Below are 24,414 nucleotides of genomic sequence, written 5' to 3'. Positions count from 1 at the left end.
AGTATAAGTCGCTTTTAAACCAACCCCTTGGGCGCTTCACAGGCACTTACTCTCATCGTTGTTACTTCTTAAAAGGGAATGCCATTCTTGCAAAGTAACGCCTTGATATTAAGGCACCTGTGAAACGCTGAATTCTGCATCTTGAGATGGCTTGGGTATCGCCCAAACTCGCTAAACTTTGCGCGCATGCTGGCTTTACGCTAGAATGCGCGCTGTTTAGGGGCTTTGAGTAATACCATGTTAGAAGATCAATTTTGGCTTAAGCGCTCGCTTGAGCAAATGTCACAACCCGAATGGGAAGCCATTTGTGACGGCTGTGGTAAATGTTGTTTAAACACATTTATCGACAGTGAAGACGAAGATGAATTTACCGCAACGGATCAACTTCGCGAGGGTGAAGAACTGATCTTCACTAATATCGTTTGCCAATACCTAGACAACGACACCTGTGGGTGTAGCGAATATGCGAACCGCCAAACCTTGGTGCCTTCATGTGTAAAGCTCACTAAAGAAAACCTCAAAGATATCTTTTTTATGCCGCAAAGCTGTAGCTACCGCCGCCTTTACGAAGGCCGTGGCCTTGCGTCTTGGCACCCGTTATTGAACGGTGGTAGTAAAGATATGATGCATGAGCTGGGTATTTCTGTGCGTGACAAAACAGTGAAAGACTGTGATGTAGATCTAGATGACTTTGACCTTTACGTGGCCGAATGGCCAACCAGAGACATTGATTAATGAGCACACTTAAAGCAAGCATTGGCTTGTTAAACCCAAAAAGCCCAACCAATGTGGGTGGCGTATTACGTGCCGCGGGTTGTTACAACGCTAAGCAGGTGTTTTTTACTGGTAGCCGCTATTTACGTGCAAATAAGTACCATACCGATACCAAAAATGTGCTTGAGCACATTCCGCTAACGCAAGTTGAAAGCCTTGAGCAAGCAAAGCCTGAAGGTGCCACAACGGTGGTGATTGAGCTTGTTGAAGGTGCAACGCCGCTGCCTGAATTTAAGCACCCTGAAAACGCATTTTATGTATTTGGCCCTGAAGATGGCTCAGTCAGTAAAGACGTGCTGAAATGGTGTGATGAAGTAGTGTATGTACCAACCATTGGCTGTATGAACCTAGCCGCAACCTGCAATGTTGTGCTTTACGACCGACTTGCCAAACTCGGTGGTATTGAGAGTTCAAACGACACCATTTGCAATAGTCGAGACACTAACAACTCACTTAAATGGCAACAAAAAAAGAGCGCTAAATAGCGCTCTTTTTAGATTCAAACTCAAAACTACTTTTTAGTAATTTGTACGTTACTTTCAAGGCCAATGCCGTTGTCGGTAATGTCTGTGGCAAAATACACACCTACAGGTTGGTCGCGTAGGGAATCAAGCTCAGCCATTTCTTCATCACTTAATTGACCCGTTGCAGCAATCGTATCAAGCAAAGGTAATAAGATTTTTTGTACGTCGAATGCCATGTTCACAAAGCCATTTTTAGTGACACTTTGCGACTCTAAAGTCTCGGCAATCTGCGCTGACTTATCACCCGTAAAAATCACAATATGATTGCCTTTAAGGGCCATTTTTATATCAAAGTTAAGTGGCACAGGCGATGGAATGTATTCATTGATCAGTACGGCATCACCATTGGCTGGTAGTTTTATGTTAGCAAGCGGCGGCACAAAACCTTGCGCAATTGAATACAAGCCATGGGCATCAGTAGCCGATAAGGTAACGATGGCATCAAGTTTGTCTATTTGTGGGCCATTGTAGTCATCGATAGTAAATGCAGCGTCTTGAACGCTCACACTCATACCTTGTACGCCATTAGCAAAGCCCGACATCATAGCAAGGCCAGCGGTGCTTACTTCTTGCATTTCATTTTGTAGTGCGACAATTGGGCCACAGTTAAACTCAGCTGACTTAATTGCACCCGTTAATGTATTGGCTAGTGGCAGTACTTTTGCTACATCAATACCATAAGCAACACTCATCATTTGTCCGTCAAGCCCGGTGGTGTGTTTTGGTACAAAGCCACGCACGGCTTGTAGCGTATTTAGTAAGTCTTGATCTGTGCTTTGCAGTACTGCTTTTACGTCAAAGTCGGCGTAGTCGGTGGTAATACGGGTTTTTGTTGTGCCTGATACAGTCGCAGGCCATTTAGCGGCAATGGCTGCAATGTCATCTTGACACTCAGGTGTTGAAATCGCTGCTAATGCATTCGCTTGCTGGGCTTTATCAAGTAGCTCTTTAAGCATCTGGTGTAAGCGAGAGTCTTCTTTGCCTGTTACAGCATTGGCGATACGTTGATGATCAACAAAGCCAACCGAGTTGCCATCAAGCGAGAAAGTTTTAATTAGCTCAGGCAGTTTTTTAGTCTCAGCCAGTGATTGAGCCGGTTTTTCTACGCCAAGGGCAATACGTAAATCTTGATCATTAGAAAGCGCAGTGGTTAGCGTGATGGTAGCCCAATTGTTGTGAGTTGATGCAATTAGGTTGAAGTTATCTAAGCCTTCAAGCTCAATGGCAAAGCGTGTGTAGCTTACGCCTTCAAGGCTTTCAGTTGTATACGCAATACCGGCTTCATCAGCAGATTGCTTAATGCTATTGATAATGCTGCTTTGATCAGCGACCTGAAAACGCACAATCGGCATTAAACCTTGCGCATACATCATGCCTTTGTAGTCATCACCAAAGCCCCAAATCGATTTGAAGGCATCGTAAGAGCTCAGTGATTGTTGGTATTTTTCCATCAGTGATGCAAGGAATAGGGCATTCTTATCATCAACAGTTTTAAGCTCAGCAATGATGGGCGTTAAATCGCTCGTGCCTTTCATTGCATCTGGCATAAGCGCAAAGTATTTGCTGTACGGAAACGGTTTAAGTTGACCATAAAAAACCGCCGTGTCGGCAGGTACGTAGGCAAGCTCAGGTAAATCTACATCAACACTGGCTTTATTTTGTGAGTACAACAACGCACCTGCAACAATCGCAATTGCGCCCCCAGCAAGAAGCTTATTATTCATAGGATGAATTCCTTTTTCTTTAATTAGTTAAAAAACATACCATGAAATAGAAACAAATTACTAGCAGGCTAACGACTAAAACTGATAGCTCACGCTTATTTGCGGGCCGTGGGTAAATGTATCATAACTAAAGAAGTTTTTATTTCCGCGTTGGCCTGTTTGGTAATCTACATAGGTGGTTTTATAGCTCATTCCCAGATCCCAATGCGGACTTATTTGATACACCGCACCTAATTTAAAGCTGCCAGTCAATTTAGCGTTTAAGTTAAAACCACCGAGATCCCCTGCGGTTGTTAACTGCCAATGTTCGCTTAATTGTTTGTTCAAGTGAAAGCCAAAAATGAGGTCAATCCAATCTTCATCTCTGTCGACCATTGACACTTGCGACATAAAGTTAGGGTCAAGATCGAATTCGTAGCTGTTATCCCAACGACGAATACCCACATAGTTAACCCAATCGCCCATCGAAGGGCTAGAGAAACGGTAGGCAACACTTAATTCGAGCACGGCTTGGCGCACCCGAGCACTGAGCACCCCAAGTTTTGGGGCGTTATGAGATTTACTTAAATCCATATAGCCCCAGTCAGCAATAAAGCCCCAGTTTGATTGATGATAGCCCTCAAAATGGAGCATAAATGCGCTATCGAGGTTGTTTAAAATGGTATCAAATTCGACTTCAAGGGGAGCTTCTATAGTGCCGATTGCCGAACTGCCATCAATCGCAGTGGCCATTAAATAAGGCTCTACAGAAAATTGCCATTGGTCGGCATAAACGGTTGGTGAGGCGAATACTAAACCGAAAGATAAAAGCGTTAACATACGAGGTTGTTTTAAAGTGAGCATAATCAAATCCTTTTAAATAAATCACAGTATTAATTATAGAAACGCTTGGGCTTTTTTTCCTTGATTTGATGATGAATTATTTTCGTTTTGTTATTCAACGCAAAGCACAGTTTTAATCTTTCAGCTATGTCATATTTTAATAACAATAATAACGACATGGAGTAGATGTTTTGCAGGTAACTCATTTTTTTAAAAGCGCTACAGCGATTGCTATGACCGCCATTTTAGCTGGCTGTAGTGTTAAACCTTTGCCACTTGATCCAAGCGTTGGTGATACAGGTCAGCCATTATCGGCAGTTGCACTAAAAAGCGATGTGCAATTTTACGACTTATCACTTGAAGTGTTTCCTGATGATAAACGCATTAAAGGCGTGTCGAAAACGCAGTTTAAAATGCTATCTGCAAGCCAATTTGTTGAACTAAAACTTGATAGCCGATTTTTAATCACTGCCATAACCTCTGACGATAAAACACTTAACTATACCCGCAATGCAGGTGTGCTAAATATCGATTTAGGTAAGCAATACGCTGCGGGCAGCACAGTGAGTGTTGCGGTGGCCTATGAGGGCAACCCCCATATTGCTAAAAACGCCCCTTGGGATGGCGGGTTTGTATTTGCTGAAACCGAAAGCGGCGAGCCGTGGATAGCTACCGCAGTGCAGGGCGAAGGCTGTGATTTATTCTGGCCATGTAAAGATCATTTTGCTGACAAAGCCGATAGCATGCGCATAAGGCTCACAGTACCAAATGGTTTAAGTGCGGTAACCAACGGGGTATTGCAAAGCGTAAAACCAGTCGGTGCACACAAACAACAATTTGATTGGCTGCTATCTGTGCCTGCAAGCGACTATAACATTGCTCTGAACATAGGCCCGTATCAACGTATTGAGCGCAGTTATACCAGTATTAATGGCACTGAGGTTCCGATTGAATTTTGGGCACTTGCTAAACACACACAGCAAGCGTCGATGCTAATAGAGCAGGATTTACGTTCTCAAGTCGCGTTTTTTGAGCGCTTTTTAGGGCCTTACCCATGGGGGAATAACAAACTGGGCTTTGTTGAAACACCGTATTTAGGTATGGAACATCAAACGATCAATGCCTATGGTAAAAAATATAAGCGTGATGCAGGCGGTTATGATTGGTTATTACAGCATGAGTTAGCTCATGAGTGGTTTGGTAATTTAATGACCCATGAAAAACTCAACGATGCATGGCTACACGAAGGCTTTGGCAGTTACATGCAGCCAAGTTATAGCTTGTATAAATTCGGTGAAGCGGCCTATAACCACAGCATGTATAAGTCGTATTTAGGGCTGAAAAACTGTAAAGCCATTGTTCTTGATGGCGATATAACCTCAGATCAAGCATTCAACCCAGATATTTATGGCAAAGGCAGTTGGACTTTACATACCTTACGCTGGTTGATTGGTGATGAGTTATTTTGGCAAGCCACCCGTGAGCTGCTTTATGGGGTGAACGATACCAAGCAATTGGCTTACCCAATTTCACCACGGTATCGAAATACCGATGAGTTTATTGCTATTGTTAACCGCTTAACGGCGAAAGATTATAGCTGGCTGTTTGATGTGTATTTAAAGCAGGCTCAATTACCGGAAATTGATGTTATTCAATCAGCTAACAGCTTAACGCTGAGATGGAACAAAAACACTTTGCAAGGTAAGCCATTCCCTATGCCAGTTCCGGTGCAAATAAACGGCTCGTTGCAAACTTATTCTGTTGAAAATGGCGAGATTAGCATTGCTTTAAAAGCGGGGGATCATGTGGTGATCGATCCAAACATGAAGGTGTTTAGGTATTTACCAATTATCGATAAATGTAAAGCTGAGCAATAGCGAATAAGCCCGGCATTAATTACTAATGCTGGGCTTATTACTCAACCTAAACAAAGCTCTAGGCTAAATCGGCTGCGCTTGGTAAAGACGCAAATGCACCATAGCGGCTTACTGCAAAAGCGCCAGCTTTAGCTGCATAAGCAATGGTTTGTTCGATATTCTCTGGCGTTTGGCAAAACGCTTTAAAGCTTTGTTTGTTTTCACAGTGCTGACCAATCTTTGACAGCATGCCGCCAATAAACGCATCACCTGCAGCTGTGGTATCAACCACTTTTGTCGCTGGTGGGCTAACTTGGCCTTTAAAGTCTGCGTGATAAAAGCTGATTGCTTCGCCGCCATTGGTAACCAGCAAACAGGTTACACCGGCCTTTAAAATGGCATCGATAGTATGCTCAAGTGACATTTCTTGATGGCTTTTTTGATTTAAAAACTCAAGCTCTTCAAATGAGAGTTTAACGATATCTGCCAGTGAAATAACATGCCACATTCTATCTATAGTATGGCGCATACTTGGCCATAGGTTTTCGCGCAGATTCATATCAAAGCTACAAATTGCACCGGCTTTTTTCGCCTGCGTTAAACCATAAATTGTGGTTTGATAGATGTTGTGCTCAGTTAAACTGTTGCTGCATACATGCATGATGGCGTGATTTGCAAACATTGCATGGTCATAATCGTCTATGCGATACAGTAAATCGGCGGCTGGTGGGCGATAAAAACTAAACGAGCGTTCGCCACTGTCATCAAGTGATACAAACGCCAGCGCTGTTTTCGCGGCATCGGTGAATGTACAGTACTGGGTGTTTACCGCATGCTGGTCAAGTTCTTGTTTAATAAAGTGACCGAACATGTCATCGCCTAACATGCCGCAAAAGCTGGTGTTTAGGCCTAGTTTTGCTGCTGCAACAGCCACATTAGCAGGTGCGCCCCCTGCGTATTTAGTAAATGACTCTGGTTGTTTACCATCTGATAAAAAGTCGATTAATGCTTCGCCAAAACACACTAAACTCATTATGCATTCCTCAAGGTTAAGGTTCTTAATACTTCGTAGCAGGCACCCATAGTATGGTAGTCGGTTTTGCCTGCTGGCGATTTTTCGTCACTGTATGGTTGGTTTTGTGCTGATAAAATGCGATACCACGCACCATATTGGTGATCTACCATATGTTGCCAACTGTATTGCCAAATTTTTTCGTACCATTGCCAATAGCTTTCGTCATGTGTGGCATCAGCGAGTAGGGCCGCTGCGGCTAATGATTCGGCTTGCACCCAAAAGTATTTATCGCTATCACAAATTTGTTTATCTGGTGCAAAGCCATAGAAAATGCCCCCATGTTGCTGATCCCACGCGATGCTTAAGGTTTCATCAAACAGGCTTTTAGCACGCGTTACCAGCCAAGGTTCATCAATATGGCGGTTTAAAATAAGTAACAGTTTTGCCCACTCAGTTTGATGCCCTGGTTGAAATCCCCAAGGTCTAAATAAATGCTGCGGGTCATCTTTGTTGTAATCTAAATCGATTTGCCAATTTTTAGCGTAATGCTCCCAGACAAACTGTTGGCTCTGTGCTGCCAGTTTTACGGTAAAAGTTTCGGCAAGTTGTTTAGCACGTTTTAAATAACGGGTCTCGTTGGTTGCTTCAAAACACATGAGTAAGGCTTCGCATAAATGCATATTGGCATTTTGGCCGCGATAGTCATCTGCACAGCTAAAATCGGCATTTTGCTCATCTAAATAGGCATTATGCTGGGGTTCAAAGTAGTGCTGCTCTAATAAATCCCAAACCTGAGAAATTGTATTTTTGCAGTCGTTTACCCCTGCTTTTAAGGCTACTGCGTTTGCAAGCATAACAAAGGCAAGCCCGTAACAATGGTTAGTATCGTCTAACACAGTGACTGCGCCGTTATCTTCTTGCTTAATAAGCCAAGCATAACCACCAGATGCTTGCTTATGCGCATGTTCAAGGTGGGCTAAACCATGTTTAGTTAGGCTTAAATATTCTGGCTCTTTGAATTCGATGTATGCCATCGCATAGTTAAATACAAAGCGGGTACTCGAAACTAAATGGCGAGTGTGTTTATCGTAAATCGCGCCATTATTTTTAAAGAACTGATAAAAGCCCGCTAAGCCATGAGCTGAATGGTCAACACAATGGGGGTGATAAAAAGCAAGGGTATCTTGGATATGCTGCTTAAGAAAATCAGGGCTTTTAAAGTCAACTGTTGCCATGGTCTATCAATAAATCTGTGTACATTTAGCAACTATAGCAGGAAATAAAAATATTGGAACGTTCCTAGTAAATCTTTGTGCTATTTTTACTTCAATGTGTAGAATCAAAGGTAACTTGTTAACGGAGTGAAAACCACGTGAGTGAAATAAATACAAACCAATCGTTTGTCGCCGATGGTTCGCAGCAAAATAAAAACTACCTGCTACCACTGACGGCAATGACAACCCTGTTCTTTTTATGGGGTTTCATTACAGTTTTAAATGACGTGTTGATCCCGCGCTTAAAAGGGGTATTCGATTTAACCTATACAGAGGCAATGCTGGTTCAGTTTTGTTTCTTTGGTGCTTACTTTATTGTTTCGCTACCAGCGGGCATGTTGGTTAAAAAACTGGGCTATAAAAATGGCGTGCTAACAGGCTTAGTCGTGGCATCAATTGGCTGTATGTTATTTTACCCAGCAGTTGTTGTGCATGAATATTGGTTATTCTTAGGTGCGTTATTTGTTTTAGCATCAGGTATTACCGTATTACAGGTATCTGCTAACCCGTATGTTGTGGCGTTAGGTCCTGAAAAAACGGCGTCGTCACGTTTAAATTTAGCTCAAGCACTTAACTCACTTGGTACTACAGTTGGACCATATGTGGGTGGTATTTTATTCTTTGGTACAGCGGGCACACTAGCTGCAAACGCGGCCACTGCTGAATCTGTAAAAGTGCCATACCTTATGCTTGCAGCAGCACTACTGACCATTGCTGTGGTATTTGCCTTCTTTAAATTACCGGTTATTTCTGAGCACTCAGAAGAGCAAGACTGCAAAGCAAAAGGCCACAGCCTAGCTGAAGCGCCTCATTTAATGATGGGTGTTGTAGGTATCTTCTGTTATGTAGGTGCAGAGGTTTCAATTGGTAGCTTCTTAGTAAACTACTTTGGTGAAGCACACATTGCTGGCCTTGAAGAGCATGCGGCTGCAAGCCTAATTGCTTATTATTGGGGCGGTGCAATGGTAGGTCGTTTCATTGGCTCTGCAGCACTGCAAAAGATTGCGCCTTCAAAAGCGTTATTCTTTAATGCCATGATGGTAATTGTATTACTGTTAGTGACTATTTTCACTGAAGGTAATGTTGCGCTTTACTCAGTACTTGCGATTGGTTTATTTAACTCAATCATGTTCCCAACGATTTTCTCAGTTGCAATCGAAAGCTTAGGATCACTGACCAGTAAAGGGTCGGGTTGGTTATGTTTAGCAATCGTGGGTGGTGCATTAGTACCGTTAGTGCAAGGTGTGGTTGCAGATACTGTTAGTATTCAACAAAGCTTCTTTGTACCAGTGATTTGTTATGCATTTATCGCTTGGTACGGCTTAAACGTTGTTCGCTTAGCTGATAGCTGGAAAAAACGCATCGGCTAACAATTACGATTAATAAAACCCCGCACTGAGTTGCGGGGTTTTTTTGTGCCATTTTTTGCTAGAGCCAACAAAACTTGATGACAAAATGATTTAATGAATACGTATTCAGGGGTGGTTAAAGTAGTAATTTGTAGGAACGTTCCAAGGTTGTTTTTGCTGTTATTTATTAAAGGCGACTTAAGAAGTTGAATGTGCTGCCGTTAACAAAGTAATTGATTTTCAAAGAAAGCGTACTTTAATAAAAGGAACGTTTTTCTAGTTTTAGCTTAATTTTATAAGACAAAGAGCTTTAAATTTGTTAAATATAAAGAGGCTAACAACGAAAAAAATAACAAACAGGTTTGTCATGCAAAGCACTCTAAAATTTACCACCAAGGTAACTGTGGCTGCATCACTGGTTTTAGTGATAGTGCTCGGTTTATTCACGATTAATAACTTCATCTCTATGCGCAGCCAAACGCAGGAGCAGCTTTCGCTTGTTCTTCAAGAGATTTCTCAGTCAGTGTCGCAAAACATAGCTAACTGGTTAAATGCTAAATTAGCGATTGTTTCGTCTGTTGCTGATACCTATCAACTTGGTGATAGCAAAGAGCTTACGCTCACACAGCTCAATACTGCTGACAAAGCCGGTGGTTTTAAAAACACCTACATCGGTATCACTGACGGCACCTTTGTATTGAATGACCAATCGGTTGTTTTACCACCGGATTACGATGCTACAACACGCCCGTGGTACAAACTTGTAGAAAACAAAACGAACACAGCATTTACGGCGCCTTATATTGATGTAACCACCAATGAACTAACTATTTCGGCTGTAGCGCCAATGCAAGCTAACGGTGTGTTTAGCGGTGTTGCAGGTGCTGACATCGACATGAAAACCATAACAAAAATCGTCAACGAAATTGACTTTCTAGGGTTTGGTTATGGCTTTTTACTAGATAGTGAAGGCCGTATTTTAAGCCACCCAGAAACTAAATTTAACGACAAAAACATGCGTGATTTATTCGGCAAGAGCCTGTCATTACAATCTGAGTTTGTAGAAGTACAAGTGGGTGGTTTAGACAAATTAGTGTCATTCACCAAAATTAAAGGAATTCAAAACGTTGATTGGTATTTAGGTGTGGTGATCAACGAAGAAATTGCTTATTCATCGGTTGCCTCATTTAGAAATATGGCGGCTATTTACATGCTATTGGGTATTGTCGCGATTGTATTAATGATGCAATTTTTGCTTCGTTATTTAATGCGCCCAATGCAGCGCTTAAACGATGCAATTAAAGATATTGCAGAGGGAGAGGGTGATTTAACCCGTCGTCTTGAGGTTGAAAATAATGATGAGTTTGGCGAGCTAAGCCATTACTTTAATGCGTTCATCGAGAAAATTCATACATCAATTGAACAAGTTAAAAATACCACCGTTGAGCTTGAGCGTTTAGTTGAGAGTTTAGTTAACCAAACTCAAGGCACATTAGCCATGTATGCTGATCAAACAAAGCGTACAGATAACGTTGCCACAGCTATTAACGAGCTGACATCGAGCGCAGTAGAAATCTCAAACAGTGCAAGTCATGCGTCAACGTTAGCAACGAGTGCGAATAGCCAATCATTACAAAGCCAATCTGCATTAGCTGATAACTTAACAGCAATTAATGCCTTGTCTCGTAATATGGAGCAGGCACAAAAAACCATTAATAGTTTAGATGCGCACACTGTAAGCATCGGCCAAATACTTGAAGTGATCAAAGGTGTTAGTGAGCAAACTAACTTACTAGCCCTAAATGCAGCTATTGAGGCGGCCCGTGCGGGTGAAGCAGGTCGTGGCTTTGCGGTTGTAGCAGATGAAGTACGTCAACTTGCGCACCGTACCCAGCAATCAACACAAGAAATCGAAGACACTATTTCTCAGTTACAACAAGGCTCTGCGTCTGCGGTTGAGGTAATGACAACCAGTATTCGCGATAGTGAAAAGAGTGTTGAACAAGCTCATGTTGCGGGCGAAAAAATGGCTGAGGTTACCCGTGCTATTGAGTCAATCGATGAGGTGAACCACAGTGTTGCAAATGCCACAACTGAGCAAAACCAAGTAATTCAAAGCTTAGACAGTGACATACACTCAATTAGTGAGCTGTCTACTCAAGGTCAAAGTAATCTTAATAACACCTTGAGCGAGTGCACTAAATTAAAAGCCCAGTTCTATGAGCTTGAAAAATTGGTACTTAAATTTAAAGTTTAGTTGTTAAGAGACTGCAATTTTGGATCAAAATTGGCTTAATGCCATAACGTTAAACAGTGTCGACACGGCGGATAAACAGCGCCGTGCCTTCACCTTATTTACCATGGCTTTTTTTGCCATCGTACTAATCACTTCGTTAGTGTTATCTAACTATCAAATTTACGCCTTGCCGCTCACTATTATGTTAGTGGTGAGCGATGTCACTATTGTACTTTGCATGATGTATTACTTTCGCACCGGCGCGTTGGTGTCTATTAGTTGCATTATTTTATCGATTATCTTGCTGCTCTGTGTGGCCTTGGTGTACACCGGCGGCAAAGAAAACACCGCTTTATATTGGCTTATGTTTTACCCCATTGTGGCTTATGTCACCTTAGGGTTAAAAGTAGGCAGTGTGTTGGTTGGGATTATGTATGCTAGTGCAGTTGCACTGCTTTTTAGCCCTAACTTTGGCCAAGCACATTACGGGCAAGTTGAAACCTCGCGCTTTTTAGCATCATTTAGTTTAGTGATTTTATTCTCTGCAATTAGTGAATACTTTAGACAAAAAAGCCATCAAAAAATTGCTGACATCACTTTAATAGAAAAACGCGATGCATTGACTGACCCACTAACAGGCCTTGCCAATCGTCGTTATATTTATGAGCATATTCAACCGCGTCTTGAAGCTGAAGCGGCAAACTACTTACCTATGTCGGTATTATTAATTGATTTAGACAACTTTAAATCACTTAATGACAGTTATGGTCATGATTTTGGCGATCAGGCTTTAATAGCCTTTACCTCTATGCTGCACGATAAATTACGTGGCACAGATATAAAAGCCCGTTATGGCGGTGAAGAGTTTATTATTTTGCTGCCAAAAGCAGGGCTTAACATTGCCCATGCAGTGGCTGAAAAACTGCGTAGTTATGTCGCCGAAAAACAGATCCCTTATGATGTGGGGCAGTCTGTGACTATTACGTGTAGTATTGGCATTGCTAGCCTCGAACGAGGCAGCCAATTTAGTAAAGCGATTAAACAAGCAGACGACAACCTCTATAAAGCCAAAGCAAAAGGGCGTAATGTAGTGGTCTCTGATCTAACTGAGATAAGCTAAATGGCAAAGCTAATTTATGTATACGACCCAATGTGTAGTTGGTGTTGGGGCTACAGAGAAACCTGGTTAAAACTAAAAGCGGCCCTTGGCGATAAACTGGCTATTGAATATAAAGTGGGTGGCCTCGCGCCTGATTCAGATGAGCCTATGCCAAAAGAGATGCAGCAGTTTTTACAGCAAACATGGCAGCGTATTGAACAGCAACTTGGCACGCCATTTAATCATGAGTTTTGGCATTTAGCGCAACCACGCCGCTCTACTTACCCAGCATGCCGTGCAGTGCTTGTTGCAAGACAGTACAATAAAGAGCACGAGATGCTCTATGCCATTCAAAAAGCCTACTACTTAAATGCACAAAATCCATCGGACATCAGCACCCTTGCAAGCCTTGCTGAGCAAATTGGCTTAGAAAAAAACGCATTTATTCACGAAATTGAAAGTGAAAAAATAAATTCGTTACTCATGGCCGAAATAAACCAAGCGAGAAGCTTACCTATTCAAGGCTTTCCGTCTTTAGTCCTTGAAAATAAAGGGCTCTACGTTGCTATCCCGATTAATTATCAAGACTGGCAAAGCACTTACCAGCAAATCCTATCCCATATTTAGTTCCCGAAACCCTGCAACTTTTGCCTTATCTTTGTGCAATATAAACTAATTGTTACAGCTGTCATATTTTTGTATTTTTTGCGCAACATGCTTGTCATTTTTCATCGTTATCCTTTCGCACAATAAAACAACCCAACTAGCAAATTAAGCTAACTTAACGAGTAAAGGTGTATGCGATGAAAGGCGTTAAACCACTGATTTTAGCAGGTATTGTAGCGGCATCTGCAGCAGTACATGCAAACGATCTAGATAAAGTAATTGATAAAAGCAGCGAGATAAACAAATCTGCAGCGCAATCACAAACTAAAATCGACAAGATTGCAGATTCAATGCAAGGTCGTTTACAACAATTCAAAGCCCTTAATAAAGAAATTGACGGCTTAACTGTTTATAACGCGCAACTTACTAAGCAATTAAACAACCAAATTGCTGAAATGGACGCGTTAAACGAGTCAATGGATCAGGTATCGGTTATCGAGCGTCAAATTACGCCGTTAATGATGCGAATGATCACAGGTCTTGAGCAATTCGTTGCACTAGACGTGCCTTTCTTAACTGAAGAACGTAGCAAGCGTATTGCATCATTAAAAGAAATGATGGATCGCGCAGACATCACTTCTAGTGAAAAATTCCGCCGCTTACTTGAAGCTTACCAAGTAGAAGTGGATTACGGTCGCACTATCGAAGCGTACACATCATTACTGAATGTAGATGGCCAAGAGCGCGAAGTGGATTTCTTACGCATCGGTCGTTTAGAACTTATTTATTTAACACGCGACGGCAAAAAAGCAGGTAGCTGGGATAAAGAAACAAAATCATTTGTTGAATTACCAGATTCTGCAATCAGCCAAATCAACAAAGGTTTACGCATTGCACGTAAGCAACTTGCCCCAGATATGTTAACACTGCCAGTCCACGCTGCTGAATAAGAGGTTTGAGATGAAATTATTAACGAAAATGACAAAGATGGCCGTGTTTGCAGCAGGCCTTGGTTTTGCTGGTAGCAGCCTAGCGGCTGAGCCAATGGATTTAGACTCATTACTAAAAACATTAGAGCAAGGTAAAGCACAGCAAAGCGTTGAGAATAAGCAACGTGAGCAAGAGTTCGTGGCGCGTCAAAACGAACAAGTACAAATGCTTAAAGATACGCAAGCAAAGCGTGCTGCAATGCTTAACGAGTCTGAGCGTTTAGAAACTCAGTTTGAAGAGAACGAAGTAAAGCTAGCTAACTTAACAGACACGCTTTCAAACCGTATGGGTTCACTTAAAGAGCTATTCGGTGTGTTACAACAAGTAGCGGGCGATTCAAGCAACAAATTCATGACGTCAGTTGTTTCTGCTGAGCTTCCAGGTCGTAGTAACTTCATGGATGAGCTGGCACAAAAAATGGGTTCAACGTCAAAGCTTGCTTCAATCGATGATATCGAAAAAGTATGGTTTGAATTACAACGCGAAATGACTGAGCAAGGTAAAGTATCTCGCTTTACAACAGATGTTATCGTTGAAGGTGGCAGCAAAGCACAAAAAGAAGTGGTGCGTGTTGGTGCATTTAACTTAATCGCAGATGGTAAATACCTAGAGTACACACCGGCTACGAACACAATCAGCCAGCTTACGCGTCAGCCAAGCAGCCGTTACACTGCAACTGCGACTGACTTACAACAAACAAAATCAGGTGTTGTGCAGTTCGCGCTTGACCCTACAGGTGGTTCAATTTTAGGTCTTTTAGTACAAGCACCAGATACTGAAGAGCAAGTTCACCAAGGCGGTACAGTAGGTTACATCATCTTAGGTGTTGGCTTAATCGCTTTACTAATCGCACTTGAGCGTTTTGTATCTCTGATGATTATGGGTAGCAAAATCCGTCGTCAGCTTAAAGACACCGTGGCACGTGATGACAACCCACTTGGTCGCGTAATGAAAGTGAAAGATCAGTACCCAGATGTAGCGTACGACACGCTTGAGCTTAAATTAAGCGAAGCAATCATTCGTGAAATGCCAAAAATTACTCGTAACCTGACGCTAATCAAGATTATCTCTGTGGTAGCACCGCTACTTGGTCTACTAGGTACGGTAACCGGTATGATTAACACCTTCCAAGCAATTACCTTGTTCGGTACAGGTGACCCTAAACTAATGGCGGGTGGTATTTCTCAGGCACTTGTAACAACGGTACTTGGTCTGGTTGTGGCTATCCCAACAGTATTCTTATACACACTTCTTAACACGCGCTCTAAAAACATGCTGTTGATTTTACAAGAGCAAAGCGCAGGTATCATCGCAGAGCGAAGCGAGAAAGGAGCATAAATCATGGTGCTATTGATTGATGCAATCAATGCTCTACGTGATTTCCTCGACACAGGTGGCCAAGTTCTCTTGGTCATCGGGGTCCTCATCTTCGCGATGTGGTTATTGATACTTGAGCGTTTTATGTATTTCTTTGGTGGCTTTAAACGCTACAAGAAAGACGTAAAAAGCACTTGGAGCAATAGAGCAGAGCGTAACAGCTGGAACGCAGAGCAAATTCGCCAAGCGATGATTTCACGCGCTGGCATGCAACTAAATAATAACCTTGCGCTAATCAACGTAATGGTTGCGTTATGTCCACTTTTAGGTCTGTTAGGTACCGTAACCGGCATGATCGAAGTATTTGATGTAATGGCAATCACAGGCACAGGCAGTGCACGTTCGATGGCATCAGGGGTGTCTAAAGCCACTATCCCAACAATGGCCGGTATGGTGGGTGCACTTTCAGGGGTTTTCGCCTCAACGTTCTTACAACGTCGTGCAAAACGCGAAGTGCAATTACTTGAAGACAACATGGTCTTAGACCACTAAACGAATTTTAGGGTGATGTGAGCATCACCCACTAGGAGACTAACAATGAGAGCGCCACTAGGTAACTTATTTCAAGAAGACGACGCAGAAGAAATCAACATGACGCCAATGCTAGACGTTGTTTTCATCATGCTTATCTTCTTTATCGTAACAGCATCATTCGTAAAAGAAGCCGGTATTGATGTAAACCGTCCTGAAGCGGCAACGGCAGTGAAAAAAGAACGTGCCAACATCTTAGTTGCTATTTCTGACAAAGGTGAAATTTGGATCAACAAACGCCAAGTAGATATTCGTGCAGTACAAGCAAATATCGAACGCTTAAAAGCAGAAAACCCACAAGGTAGCGTGGTTATTCAAGCTGATAAGAAAGCCACAACCGATGTACTTATCAAAGTAATGGATGCATCGCGTGCTGCAGGCGCATTTGATGTGTCGATTGCTGCGCAAGAAGCATCATAAGGAATGTGAGCGATGCGTTATATAGTTGCATTAATCATCGCGGGTATCGTGACTGTCATGCTGTTTTTAGGCATGCAGGCACTGATCACCGGTGGTGAAGGGGCCATGTCTGAGCCCGTAAAAGGAAACGTACTTGATTTTGTTCGTCTGAAAAAAGAAGAGACAGTGCAAAAGAAAGAACGTAAACCGCAAAAGCCACCAACGCCAAAAGAGCCACCTCCGCCAATGGAATCACCGCAAATGCAAAACAGTGATCCTAACGCGAGCAATGCGAACTTTGACTTTGGTGCCAGTGTTGAAGCCGACGTTAACTTAGCCGGTGGTTTAGCCCTTGAATCAAGTGACGGTGAATACCTACCGATTGTAAAGGTAGCGCCTGTTTATCCGCGCCGAGCTTTATCGCGTGGTATTGAAGGCTATGTGATAGTTGAGTTTACAGTAACTAAACAAGGCACAGTACGTGACCCGAAAGTAGTGAAAGCTGAACCAGAATCACTGTTTGACCGCGCTGCGATGGATGCAGCACTTAAATTTAAATATAAACCGCGCGTTGTTAACGGTGAAGCTGTTGAAGTAGCGGGCGTACAGAACAAAATTTCTTTCCAAATTAACGGTTAGAAAAGAGGAATGCGATTATGAAACCTTTAAAAGTTGCCGTGATTTGCGCGGCTGCTTTCACAAGCAGCCTGGTAATTCCAAGCGTTGTTAGCATGTTACCAGGTGTCACACTGGCAACAGCTTACGCTGAAGAACAAAAAACCAAACGTGTACCTGCACTGCGAGAAAAAGTGTATAGCCAATTAGCACGAGCACAAAAGCTAGCTGATGATGGTGATGCAAAAGCAGGATTAGCAGCCCTTGATAGTATTCAAGAGCGCTCTTCAAGCATGAACTCGTATGAAATTGCCATGATGCATAATTTCTACGGTTTTATTTACTACAACGAAAACGACTTAGATAAAGCAATTGCGTCGTTTGAAAAAGTAGTAAACGAAGATGCGATTCCAGAAACATTACGTGTAAGCACCACCTTTAGCTTAGCGCAACTTGCAATGGCTAATAGCGATTACGAAAAGGTAATCAAATATTTAGCGCAGTGGGATGTGATTAACGACAAGCCTAAAACAGATGCTTATTACGTATTAAAGTCACAAGCATATTATCAGCTTAAAGATTACCAAAAAGGCATTGAAAACATTAACCTTGCTATCGCAGAAGCCGACAGCAAAGGTGAAATGCCAAAAGAAAACTGGTTAATCTTACAGCGTGCTATGTACTACTCACTTAACCAGTCTGACAAAGTGGTCGAGGTACTTGAGCGTTTAGTTAAGCTTTACAACAAGCCTGAGTACTGGGTTCAGTTAGGTGGCATGTACGGTGAAACGGGCGCAGAGAAAAAGCAATTAGCGATTTTAGAAGCGGCATATCAACAAGGTTTCCTGAAATCTAAATCAGATTTACGTCAATTATCACAAGTGTATTTATACAACGGCCTGGCTTTTAAAGCGGCGAACGTGATGAGTAAAGCAATGCAAGACGGTGTCGCTGAAAAATCAGCGAAAAACTATGCCTTTGTTGCAGAAGCGATGGTACAAGCAAAAGAGGGTGAAAAGTCACTTCCGTACTTTGCAAAAGCCGCTGATTTAGTTACGCATGGTCAGTACGAACAACGTATTGCAGAGGTAAGCATTAATCTTGAAAAATACGAAGAAGCAGCGGATGCAGCACGTAAAGCCCTAGATAAAGGCGGCTTAGAGTTTGAATCAAATGTGTATGTTGCTTTAGGTATGGCGCAGTACAATTTACAAAACTTTGATGCCTCGATTTTAGCGTTTGAGCAAGCGGAAAAACACAAAAAGTCACAGCGTTTAGCTGAGCAATGGATCAAGTATGTGAAGCGTGAAAAAGTGCACGCCGAAACATTACGTACCGCTTTACTCTAAATCGTATTCAACAGGTAAGCGTACAAAAGAACTAATTTATAATCGCAACACCAAAGCTGCCTTCGGGCGGCTTTTTTCCGTTCCTAAAATTAACTAAACTACTCTTTTTTAAATAATTAATATTGTCATTTTATGTTTATTAAAGTGTAACTAGTTTGTCATACAGCTCCCGTAAGGTAGTCGCAGTTTAAAACTCAAGTGACCCAAAAGCATTATTTTGCAGTGCTTTTTCGGTGACTTGAGTTTATGCGCTAACACAATAATTAAATATCTATCTTAACGGAGTGAACAATGAAATTATCTGGCTTATTCAAGGTTAGTCTTGTAGCTACAGCAATCTCACTAGCAGGTTGTGGCGGTGGTGATATCAACATCAACGTAGAAGAAACAGTTGAGCAACCAACTACACCTACTAACCCAACTACACCACCAACAACTGAAGAGTTACCGGGTGTATACAGCCAAAGTCTTTCGAACGAAGTGTCTGCTGCATTAGGTCGTGATGTGACAGTACAAGTTCTTTCAGGCGTAATCACTGAAGATACAACATTATCAACAGACGCATTTTGGGCGCTTGATGGTGCTGTATTCGTTGGTAACGATAAAGCAGACAGTGCAACGTTAACAATTGAAGCGGGTGCGGTAGTATTTGGTAACAGCGGTTCTGATTACCTAGTTGTTAGCCGTGACTCTAAAATTGAAGCTACAGGTACTAAAAACGACCCGATCATCTTTACTTCTAAGCAAGACGTAGTTGGTGAAGAAACATCTGCAGGCCAATGGGGCGGTATGGTGCTTCTTGGTAACGGTATCTCTAATAAGTGTCCTGCTGAAGGCGATTGTGCTCTTCAAGTTGAAGGTGTTGAATCTGGTGCTGTATTCGGCGGTACAGACAATACAGATAGTTCGGGTACTTTAAAGTACGTTGTTGTTAAAAATGCTGGTTATGAAATTGCCCCAGATAATGAATTAAATGGTATTACATTTGGTGCTGTTGGTTCTGGTACAACGGTTGAGTACTTACAAGTTCACAACAACTCAGATGATGGTGTTGAATTCTTCGGTGGTGCGGTAAATCTGAAGCACGTTGTATTAACAAGCATCGACGACGATAGCATCGACTGGGACAATGGTTACCAAGGTAAAATGCAATTCGTTTACGTTGAACAAGATCCAGATTCAACAGATGCAAACCGTGGTATCGAAGCAGATAACGACGGTAGCACACCTTCTAAAGAACCAAAATCATTACCAATCATCTCTAACTTAACAATCATCGGCAACAACTTCGACGGTGAAGACGATGCTGAGGGTATCTACCTTCGTGAAGGTACAGGTTTACACCTTTACAACTCTGTGATCACTGGTTCTGACGAAATGGGTGAGTGTTTAGAAATTGAAGGTGCTGAAGACGGTGTAAGCGAAACAGTTAATAACGCTAACGATGGTACTATCTTAATTCAAAACACTTTCATGTCGTGTACTAATGGCGAAAACTTCAAAAACCCAGTTGATGGTAGCGGCAATTCATTACTAGAGCTTGAAACGTGGTTTACAGCACAATCTGGTAACGTAATCAATGATAAGCCAATGCTTGGTGCAAACGGTCAACCAATTGCAGGTTCTCCATTACTAGGCGCGGGCCAAGATGTAGCAAATACTGTTGATGCGTTCTTCGATACAGTTGACTTTGTTGGTGCACTGAATGATTCAGATGACTGGCGTGAAGGTTGGGCATTTGGTTACGGTGGCGGTGAAGTAACTGCACCACCAGCAGTAGCAGGTTGTCCATCAGGTACAACGTCAATTTCTCCAGTTGATGGCAGCACAACAACATGTGAAGTGTCTGGTCGTATCACCGCTGATTTAACTCTTACTGCGGGTAACTACTACGCATTAAGCGGCGCAGTATTTGTAGGTGAAGATAATGCAGATTCAGCTACTTTAACAATCGAGCCAGGCGTAACAGTATATGGCCGTACAGGTGATGATTACTTAGTAATTAGCCGTGGTTCAAAAATTAATGCTAACGGTACTAAAGATGAGCCAATCTCGTTCACTTCAAGCCAAGATGTAATGGGTGGTACTACAGCCGCTGGTCAATGGGGTGGTTTAGTACTTCTTGGTAACGCACCATCAAACAAGTGTCCAGCAGAAGGTGATTGTGCACTTCAAGTTGAAGGTGTTGAGTCAGGTGCGGTGTTCGGTGGTACTGATACAACGGATAACTCAGGTACATTGCGTTATGTTCGTGTGATGAATGGTGGTTACGAAATCGCACCAGATAACGAATTAAACGGTATCACGTTTGGTGGTGTTGGTTCTGGTACTACTGTTGAGTATGTGCAAGTTCACCAAAATGCGGATGACGGTGTTGAGTTCTTCGGTGGTAACGTACAAGCGAAGTACTTAGTACTAACAAGCATTCAAGATGACAGCATCGACTGGGACAATGGTTTCCAAGGTAAAATGCAGCACATTCTTGTTAAGCAAGCAGCTGATAACTCAGACGCGAACCGTGGTATTGAAGCAGACAACGATGGTTCTACACCGTCTAAAACACCTAAGTCAAACCCAACAATTGCTAACTTAACAATCATCGGTAATACCTTTGATGGTGAAGATGACTCAGAAGGTATGTACTTCCGTGAAGGTACGGGTGCGCAAATCTATAACGCAATCGTAACGGGCCCTGAAGGTATGGGCGAATGTCTAGAGATTGAAGGTGCTGCTTCAGGTGAAAGTGAAACAGTTAAGAATGCTCAAGATGGTACCTTAATGATTAAATCATCAGTGATTGCATGTTCTGAAAACTTCAAAGACCCAAGTGGTGTAGATTTCAGTGTTGAAAACTGGTGGACAAACACATTAGGTAACTTAGTTGCTACAGGTCAAACGCAAGTTGTAAATGGTATTTTCACTATCGATACAACAACAGCGACAGACGTTAAAGCAATCGACGGTTTCTTCGATACAACAACGCACATTGGTGCAGTATCTGCTGATAACAACTGGACTGAAGGTTGGACAGTAGGTCTGGAATAACACAGTAAGCGAGGTGCTAAACAACGTGTTTAGCACCTTTAAACAACTTTCTGTAACTTATTTCAGATAGAGGTAAACATGAAACAATATTCAAAACAGTTCAGCTTAACAGCACTAAGCGCAGCTATCTTATGCGGATTGAGTGTCTCAGCACACGCAGCTGAAGCAGACGAAGAAGCTGTTCTTGAAGAAGTTGTTGTAAGTGCAAGTCGTTTAAAAGGCACTGCAACAGCTGTTCTAGAAGAGCGTAAACAGCAAGCATTCGTTGCTGATATTATGGGCGCAGAGCAAATTTCACGTAGTGGTGATAGTGACGCTGCTGCAGCGCTACGCCGTGTAACAGGTTTAACACTTGTTGATGGTAAGTTTATTTATGTACGTGGTCTAGGTGAACGATATTCAAGTACACAGTTAAATAATTCTGCTGTACCAAGCCCAGATCCAACGCGTTCTGTATTACCACTGGATTTATTTCCATCAGGTATTATCGAAAGCTTATCAGTACAAAAGTCATATTCACCGTCAATGCCAGCATCTTTTGGTGGTGGTAACGTTGATATTCGCTTGAAATCAATTCCTGATCAGTTTGTATTTGATGTGACGGGTCAGCTTGGTTATAACACGAATAACTTTGATGATGGTCTTGAATACAACGGTGGTTCGGATGACTGGTACGGTGTTGACGATGGCACACGCGAAATTCCGCGTCCTATCCTTGATGTATACCAAAGTGGTCAATCGCTTGATGATTTAACACCTGAGCAAAGCCGTGCTTTAGCACTGTCGTTAAATCGCGATTATGATCCAAAATCAGCAAAGGTTGATCCAAATACAAAGTTCACTGCCACGTTAGGTAACAGCTTTGAATCTGATAAATGGCGCTACGGTTTCTTATCGTCGCTTAGCTACGATAATAAGCACGTTGTTTCAGATGAGTATCAAGGTCAAGGTTTCTTGATTGGTGAAAACTCAACAACCATGATCCGTGGTTATGACCAAGTACTAAGTACAGAACACACGGTTAAGACATCAGGAATGGTTACGGTTGGTGTTGAGTATGACAAAGCGCATAAAATTGACTACACGGCTTTAATCTTACGCGATACTGAAGATAAAATTTCAGACCGTTTAGGTATTGACCAAAACAACAATACCTCTGATAACAAGCGTGTACGCTCGTACGATGTTCGTTATGAAGAACGTGAACTGATTGTTAATCAATTAAAAGGTATGCATACCTTTGAATGGTTAAATTATGCTGGCCTCGATTGGAAGTATTCAATTGGTCGCTCAAATCGTTACGCACCAGGTAATATGGAAACGCGTTTTATTGTTACTGATGCTAACGAAGATGGGTTTTACGATACAGTTAACGAAAGCGCACTAACGAATGCAACAACAGCTGCACGTTACACTTTCCAAGATTTGGATGATGAAGTAGAGAACTACGGTTTTAACTTTACGTTGCCTATCATGCTAGATGGCGTGGATGTTGAGCTTAAATCAGGTGCTGACTTTATCTCTAAAGAGCGCTCAGCAACTAACCGTCGTTTTGATATCAATACACGTGCATTCTCAGATGTTGACTTAAACGGAAATGAGTTAAACACCATTTTATCTGATGATGTACTTACAAACGCGTCACTAACGCAGCCAATCTTAAACGACACAACGGTATCAGGCGATGACTATAAGTCAGCGCAAAAAGTGGATGCATACTACTTCGAAGCTGATTTCTTCTTCAATAACACATGGCGTATTACAGGTGGTTTACGTTGGGAAGATTTCCGTCAAGTATCTGTTCCGCTTGACCCATTCACTGGTGGCCTTGCATCTTCAATCGATTATGATGAGTTAGATCAGCTCGCATTCCGTGAAGATGACGTTTATAGCGCACTTGCATTAACTTATGTACAAAGTGACGAAACGCAATGGCGCTTAAGCTATGGTGAAACTGTTGTTCGCCCAGATTTACGTGAGATTTCTGATGCAACTTACATCGATCCGCTTACTGAATACCCTGTAGGTGGTACGCCAGGTCTCCGTACAACCCAAATCAAAAACTATGATTTCCGCTGGGAAAACTATTTTGATACGGGCGAGAACTTCTCTGTTGGTGTGTTCTATAAAGACATGGTTGACCCAATTGAGTCTGTTCAATCACCTGCACAAGATGGTCCACCTCTGGTACGTATTGCTAATGCAGAAGATGGCTATGTTGCGGGTGTTGAATTTGAATACTTGAAAGATTTCGCTTTCTTAGGTGGATTCTGGCAAGACGTATTCATGACTGGTAACGTGACTTTAAGTGACTCAGAAATCAACATGGACCGTCAGGCGATTGTTGAACAAACAGGGGTTTCTGCAGCGGTTACAAATTCAACACGTCGCATGACGGGTCACTCAAAATATGTTGTAAACATGCAGTTAGGCTATGACGCACCTAGTGGGCAACATGCTTCAACGCTAATCTATAACGTATTTGGTGAGCGAATTATAATTCCTGGCATTGAAGGTCAAGAAGATTGGATGGAGCAACCTTTCCACTCTCTAGACTTTAACTACACCTATTTCCCTGATTTCAACTCAAGCTTGAAGTTCAAAGTGACGAATATCTTGGGCGCAAAATCTGAAATAGAGTCAGCGGGTACCTTAACTCGCTCTAAAGAGAAAGGCACTGAGTTCTCAATTGAGTACAAATATCAGTTTTAAATCTCTGACCAAGGAAGGATACAATAATAAATCCTAACGTTGATTCAGCCCTGCACTAGCAGGGCTTTTTTGTTTCTATACCCAAACCACCTCAAGATGCAGAATTCAGCGTTTCAC

The 24,414-nt window shown here is 42.3% G+C and carries 19 protein-coding genes; 15 read left to right on the top strand and 4 right to left on the bottom strand.

Translation table 11 applies throughout. The features are described from left to right. Positions 1-237 precede the first annotated feature (237 nt). Positions 238-735 (top strand): YcgN family cysteine cluster protein, encoded by a 498-nt coding sequence (locus CWC28_RS13965; RefSeq protein WP_054552059.1) that lies wholly within the window; start codon positions 238-240, stop codon positions 733-735. After that, the gene (locus CWC28_RS13960) at positions 735-1,259 is read left to right on the top strand and encodes an RNA methyltransferase (protein ID WP_054563794.1); all 525 of its coding nucleotides are present in this window, start codon (positions 735-737) and stop codon (positions 1,257-1,259) included. The genes CWC28_RS13965 and CWC28_RS13960 overlap by 1 nt, the downstream gene beginning before the upstream one ends. 26 nt (positions 1,260-1,285) lie before the next feature. On the opposite strand, the gene CWC28_RS13955 is transcribed toward CWC28_RS13960, so the two are convergent. Next, entirely contained in the window at positions 1,286-3,022 is a 1,737-nt protein-coding gene (locus CWC28_RS13955) for a hypothetical protein (protein ID WP_138625283.1), read from the bottom strand. Positions 3,023-3,097: 75 nt separating this feature from the next. Next, positions 3,098-3,865 (bottom strand): hypothetical protein, encoded by a 768-nt coding sequence (locus CWC28_RS13950; protein WP_138625282.1) that lies wholly within the window; start codon positions 3,863-3,865, stop codon positions 3,098-3,100. A gap of 212 nt (positions 3,866-4,077) precedes the next feature. Between CWC28_RS13950 and CWC28_RS13945 the strand changes: the two genes are divergently transcribed. After that, positions 4,078-5,721: a M1 family metallopeptidase gene (locus CWC28_RS13945; RefSeq protein WP_138625281.1), complete on the top strand. Its 1,644-nt coding sequence runs from the start codon at positions 4,078-4,080 to the stop codon at positions 5,719-5,721. Positions 5,722-5,779: 58 nt separating this feature from the next. Here CWC28_RS13945 and CWC28_RS13940 read toward each other — a convergent pair whose 3' ends face one another. Together CWC28_RS13940 and CWC28_RS13935 are read right to left on the bottom strand one after the other, a co-directional pair. Next, the gene (locus CWC28_RS13940) at positions 5,780-6,733 is read right to left on the bottom strand and encodes a carbohydrate kinase family protein (protein ID WP_063707399.1); all 954 of its coding nucleotides are present in this window, start codon (positions 6,731-6,733) and stop codon (positions 5,780-5,782) included. Continuing rightward, positions 6,733-7,950 carry an AGE family epimerase/isomerase gene (locus CWC28_RS13935; RefSeq protein ID WP_063707397.1) on the bottom strand — a complete coding sequence of 406 codons (1,218 nt, stop codon included), beginning with the start codon at positions 7,948-7,950 and terminating at the stop codon, positions 6,733-6,735. The genes CWC28_RS13940 and CWC28_RS13935 overlap by 1 nt, the downstream gene beginning before the upstream one ends. 137 nt (positions 7,951-8,087) lie before the next feature. Between CWC28_RS13935 and CWC28_RS13930 the strand changes: the two genes are divergently transcribed. From CWC28_RS13930 to CWC28_RS13880, 12 genes are all read left to right on the top strand, one after another. Beyond that, entirely contained in the window at positions 8,088-9,359 is a 1,272-nt protein-coding gene (locus CWC28_RS13930) for a sugar MFS transporter (protein WP_063707394.1), read from the top strand. A 346-nt stretch (positions 9,360-9,705) separates the two neighbouring features. Next, a complete protein-coding gene (locus CWC28_RS13925; protein WP_063707392.1) occupies positions 9,706-11,595 on the top strand; it encodes a methyl-accepting chemotaxis protein in 1,890 nt (629 codons plus the stop codon). Between the two features lie 19 nt (positions 11,596-11,614). Beyond that, positions 11,615-12,694, top strand: coding sequence for a diguanylate cyclase (locus CWC28_RS22270; RefSeq protein ID WP_244926753.1), 1,080 nt, complete (start codon positions 11,615-11,617; stop codon positions 12,692-12,694). Then, a complete protein-coding gene (locus CWC28_RS22265; protein WP_063707387.1) occupies positions 12,695-13,300 on the top strand; it encodes a DsbA family protein in 606 nt (201 codons plus the stop codon). A 176-nt stretch (positions 13,301-13,476) separates the two neighbouring features. Then, positions 13,477-14,229 (top strand): DUF3450 domain-containing protein, encoded by a 753-nt coding sequence (locus tag CWC28_RS13915; RefSeq protein ID WP_054552068.1) that lies wholly within the window; start codon positions 13,477-13,479, stop codon positions 14,227-14,229. 10 nt (positions 14,230-14,239) lie between these two features. Further along, on the top strand, positions 14,240-15,607 hold the full coding sequence (locus CWC28_RS13910; protein WP_063707382.1) for a MotA/TolQ/ExbB proton channel family protein: 1,368 nt from the start codon (positions 14,240-14,242) through the stop codon (positions 15,605-15,607). A gap of 3 nt (positions 15,608-15,610) precedes the next feature. Next, positions 15,611-16,138: a MotA/TolQ/ExbB proton channel family protein gene (locus CWC28_RS13905; protein ID WP_054552070.1), complete on the top strand. Its 528-nt coding sequence runs from the start codon at positions 15,611-15,613 to the stop codon at positions 16,136-16,138. A gap of 45 nt (positions 16,139-16,183) precedes the next feature. Beyond that, on the top strand, positions 16,184-16,597 hold the full coding sequence (locus CWC28_RS13900; RefSeq protein WP_063707380.1) for an ExbD/TolR family protein: 414 nt from the start codon (positions 16,184-16,186) through the stop codon (positions 16,595-16,597). A gap of 12 nt (positions 16,598-16,609) precedes the next feature. Next, the gene (locus CWC28_RS13895) at positions 16,610-17,215 is read left to right on the top strand and encodes an energy transducer TonB (protein ID WP_062568031.1); all 606 of its coding nucleotides are present in this window, start codon (positions 16,610-16,612) and stop codon (positions 17,213-17,215) included. Between the two features lie 17 nt (positions 17,216-17,232). Then, positions 17,233-18,540, top strand: coding sequence for a tetratricopeptide repeat protein (locus tag CWC28_RS13890; protein WP_063707378.1), 1,308 nt, complete (start codon positions 17,233-17,235; stop codon positions 18,538-18,540). Between the two features lie 291 nt (positions 18,541-18,831). After that, positions 18,832-21,585 (top strand): beta-helix domain-containing protein, encoded by a 2,754-nt coding sequence (locus CWC28_RS13885; RefSeq protein WP_054563805.1) that lies wholly within the window; start codon positions 18,832-18,834, stop codon positions 21,583-21,585. Between the two features lie 78 nt (positions 21,586-21,663). Then, entirely contained in the window at positions 21,664-24,297 is a 2,634-nt protein-coding gene (locus CWC28_RS13880; RefSeq protein WP_138625280.1) for a TonB-dependent receptor domain-containing protein, read from the top strand. Positions 24,298-24,414: the final 117 nt, after the last annotated feature.

The organism is Pseudoalteromonas sp. S4492 (genome assembly GCF_005886115.1).
Lineage (GTDB): Bacteria > Pseudomonadota > Gammaproteobacteria > Enterobacterales > Alteromonadaceae > Pseudoalteromonas > Pseudoalteromonas gelatinilytica.
Note: the sequence above shows the minus strand (reverse complement) of the source record. Positions and strands in the feature narration are given on the sequence as shown.

What these genes read in the sequence shown, in the direction of transcription:
- CWC28_RS13915 (WP_054552068.1), top strand. Translation starts at nt 13,477, where the DNA reads ATGAAAGGCGTTAAACCACTGATTTTAGCAGGTATTGTAGCGGCATCT.
- CWC28_RS13945 (WP_138625281.1), top strand. Translation starts at nt 4,078, where the DNA reads ATGACCGCCATTTTAGCTGGCTGTAGTGTTAAACCTTTGCCACTTGAT.
- CWC28_RS13890 (WP_063707378.1), top strand. Translation starts at nt 17,233, where the DNA reads ATGAAACCTTTAAAAGTTGCCGTGATTTGCGCGGCTGCTTTCACAAGC.
- CWC28_RS13940 (WP_063707399.1), bottom strand. Translation starts at nt 6,733, where the DNA reads ATGAGTTTAGTGTGTTTTGGCGAAGCATTAATCGACTTTTTATCAGAT.
- CWC28_RS13895 (WP_062568031.1), top strand. Translation starts at nt 16,610, where the DNA reads ATGCGTTATATAGTTGCATTAATCATCGCGGGTATCGTGACTGTCATG.
- CWC28_RS13885 (WP_054563805.1), top strand. Translation starts at nt 18,832, where the DNA reads ATGAAATTATCTGGCTTATTCAAGGTTAGTCTTGTAGCTACAGCAATC.
- CWC28_RS13880 (WP_138625280.1), top strand. Translation starts at nt 21,664, where the DNA reads ATGAAACAATATTCAAAACAGTTCAGCTTAACAGCACTAAGCGCAGCT.
- CWC28_RS13950 (WP_138625282.1), bottom strand. Translation starts at nt 3,865, where the DNA reads ATGCTCACTTTAAAACAACCTCGTATGTTAACGCTTTTATCTTTCGGT.
- CWC28_RS13925 (WP_063707392.1), top strand. Translation starts at nt 9,706, where the DNA reads ATGCAAAGCACTCTAAAATTTACCACCAAGGTAACTGTGGCTGCATCA.
- CWC28_RS22265 (WP_063707387.1), top strand. Translation starts at nt 12,695, where the DNA reads ATGGCAAAGCTAATTTATGTATACGACCCAATGTGTAGTTGGTGTTGG.
- CWC28_RS13955 (WP_138625283.1), bottom strand. Translation starts at nt 3,022, where the DNA reads ATGAATAATAAGCTTCTTGCTGGGGGCGCAATTGCGATTGTTGCAGGT.
- CWC28_RS13900 (WP_063707380.1), top strand. Translation starts at nt 16,184, where the DNA reads ATGAGAGCGCCACTAGGTAACTTATTTCAAGAAGACGACGCAGAAGAA.
- CWC28_RS13965 (WP_054552059.1), top strand. Translation starts at nt 238, where the DNA reads ATGTTAGAAGATCAATTTTGGCTTAAGCGCTCGCTTGAGCAAATGTCA.
- CWC28_RS13905 (WP_054552070.1), top strand. Translation starts at nt 15,611, where the DNA reads ATGGTGCTATTGATTGATGCAATCAATGCTCTACGTGATTTCCTCGAC.
- CWC28_RS13960 (WP_054563794.1), top strand. Translation starts at nt 735, where the DNA reads ATGAGCACACTTAAAGCAAGCATTGGCTTGTTAAACCCAAAAAGCCCA.
- CWC28_RS13910 (WP_063707382.1), top strand. Translation starts at nt 14,240, where the DNA reads ATGAAATTATTAACGAAAATGACAAAGATGGCCGTGTTTGCAGCAGGC.
- CWC28_RS13935 (WP_063707397.1), bottom strand. Translation starts at nt 7,950, where the DNA reads ATGGCAACAGTTGACTTTAAAAGCCCTGATTTTCTTAAGCAGCATATC.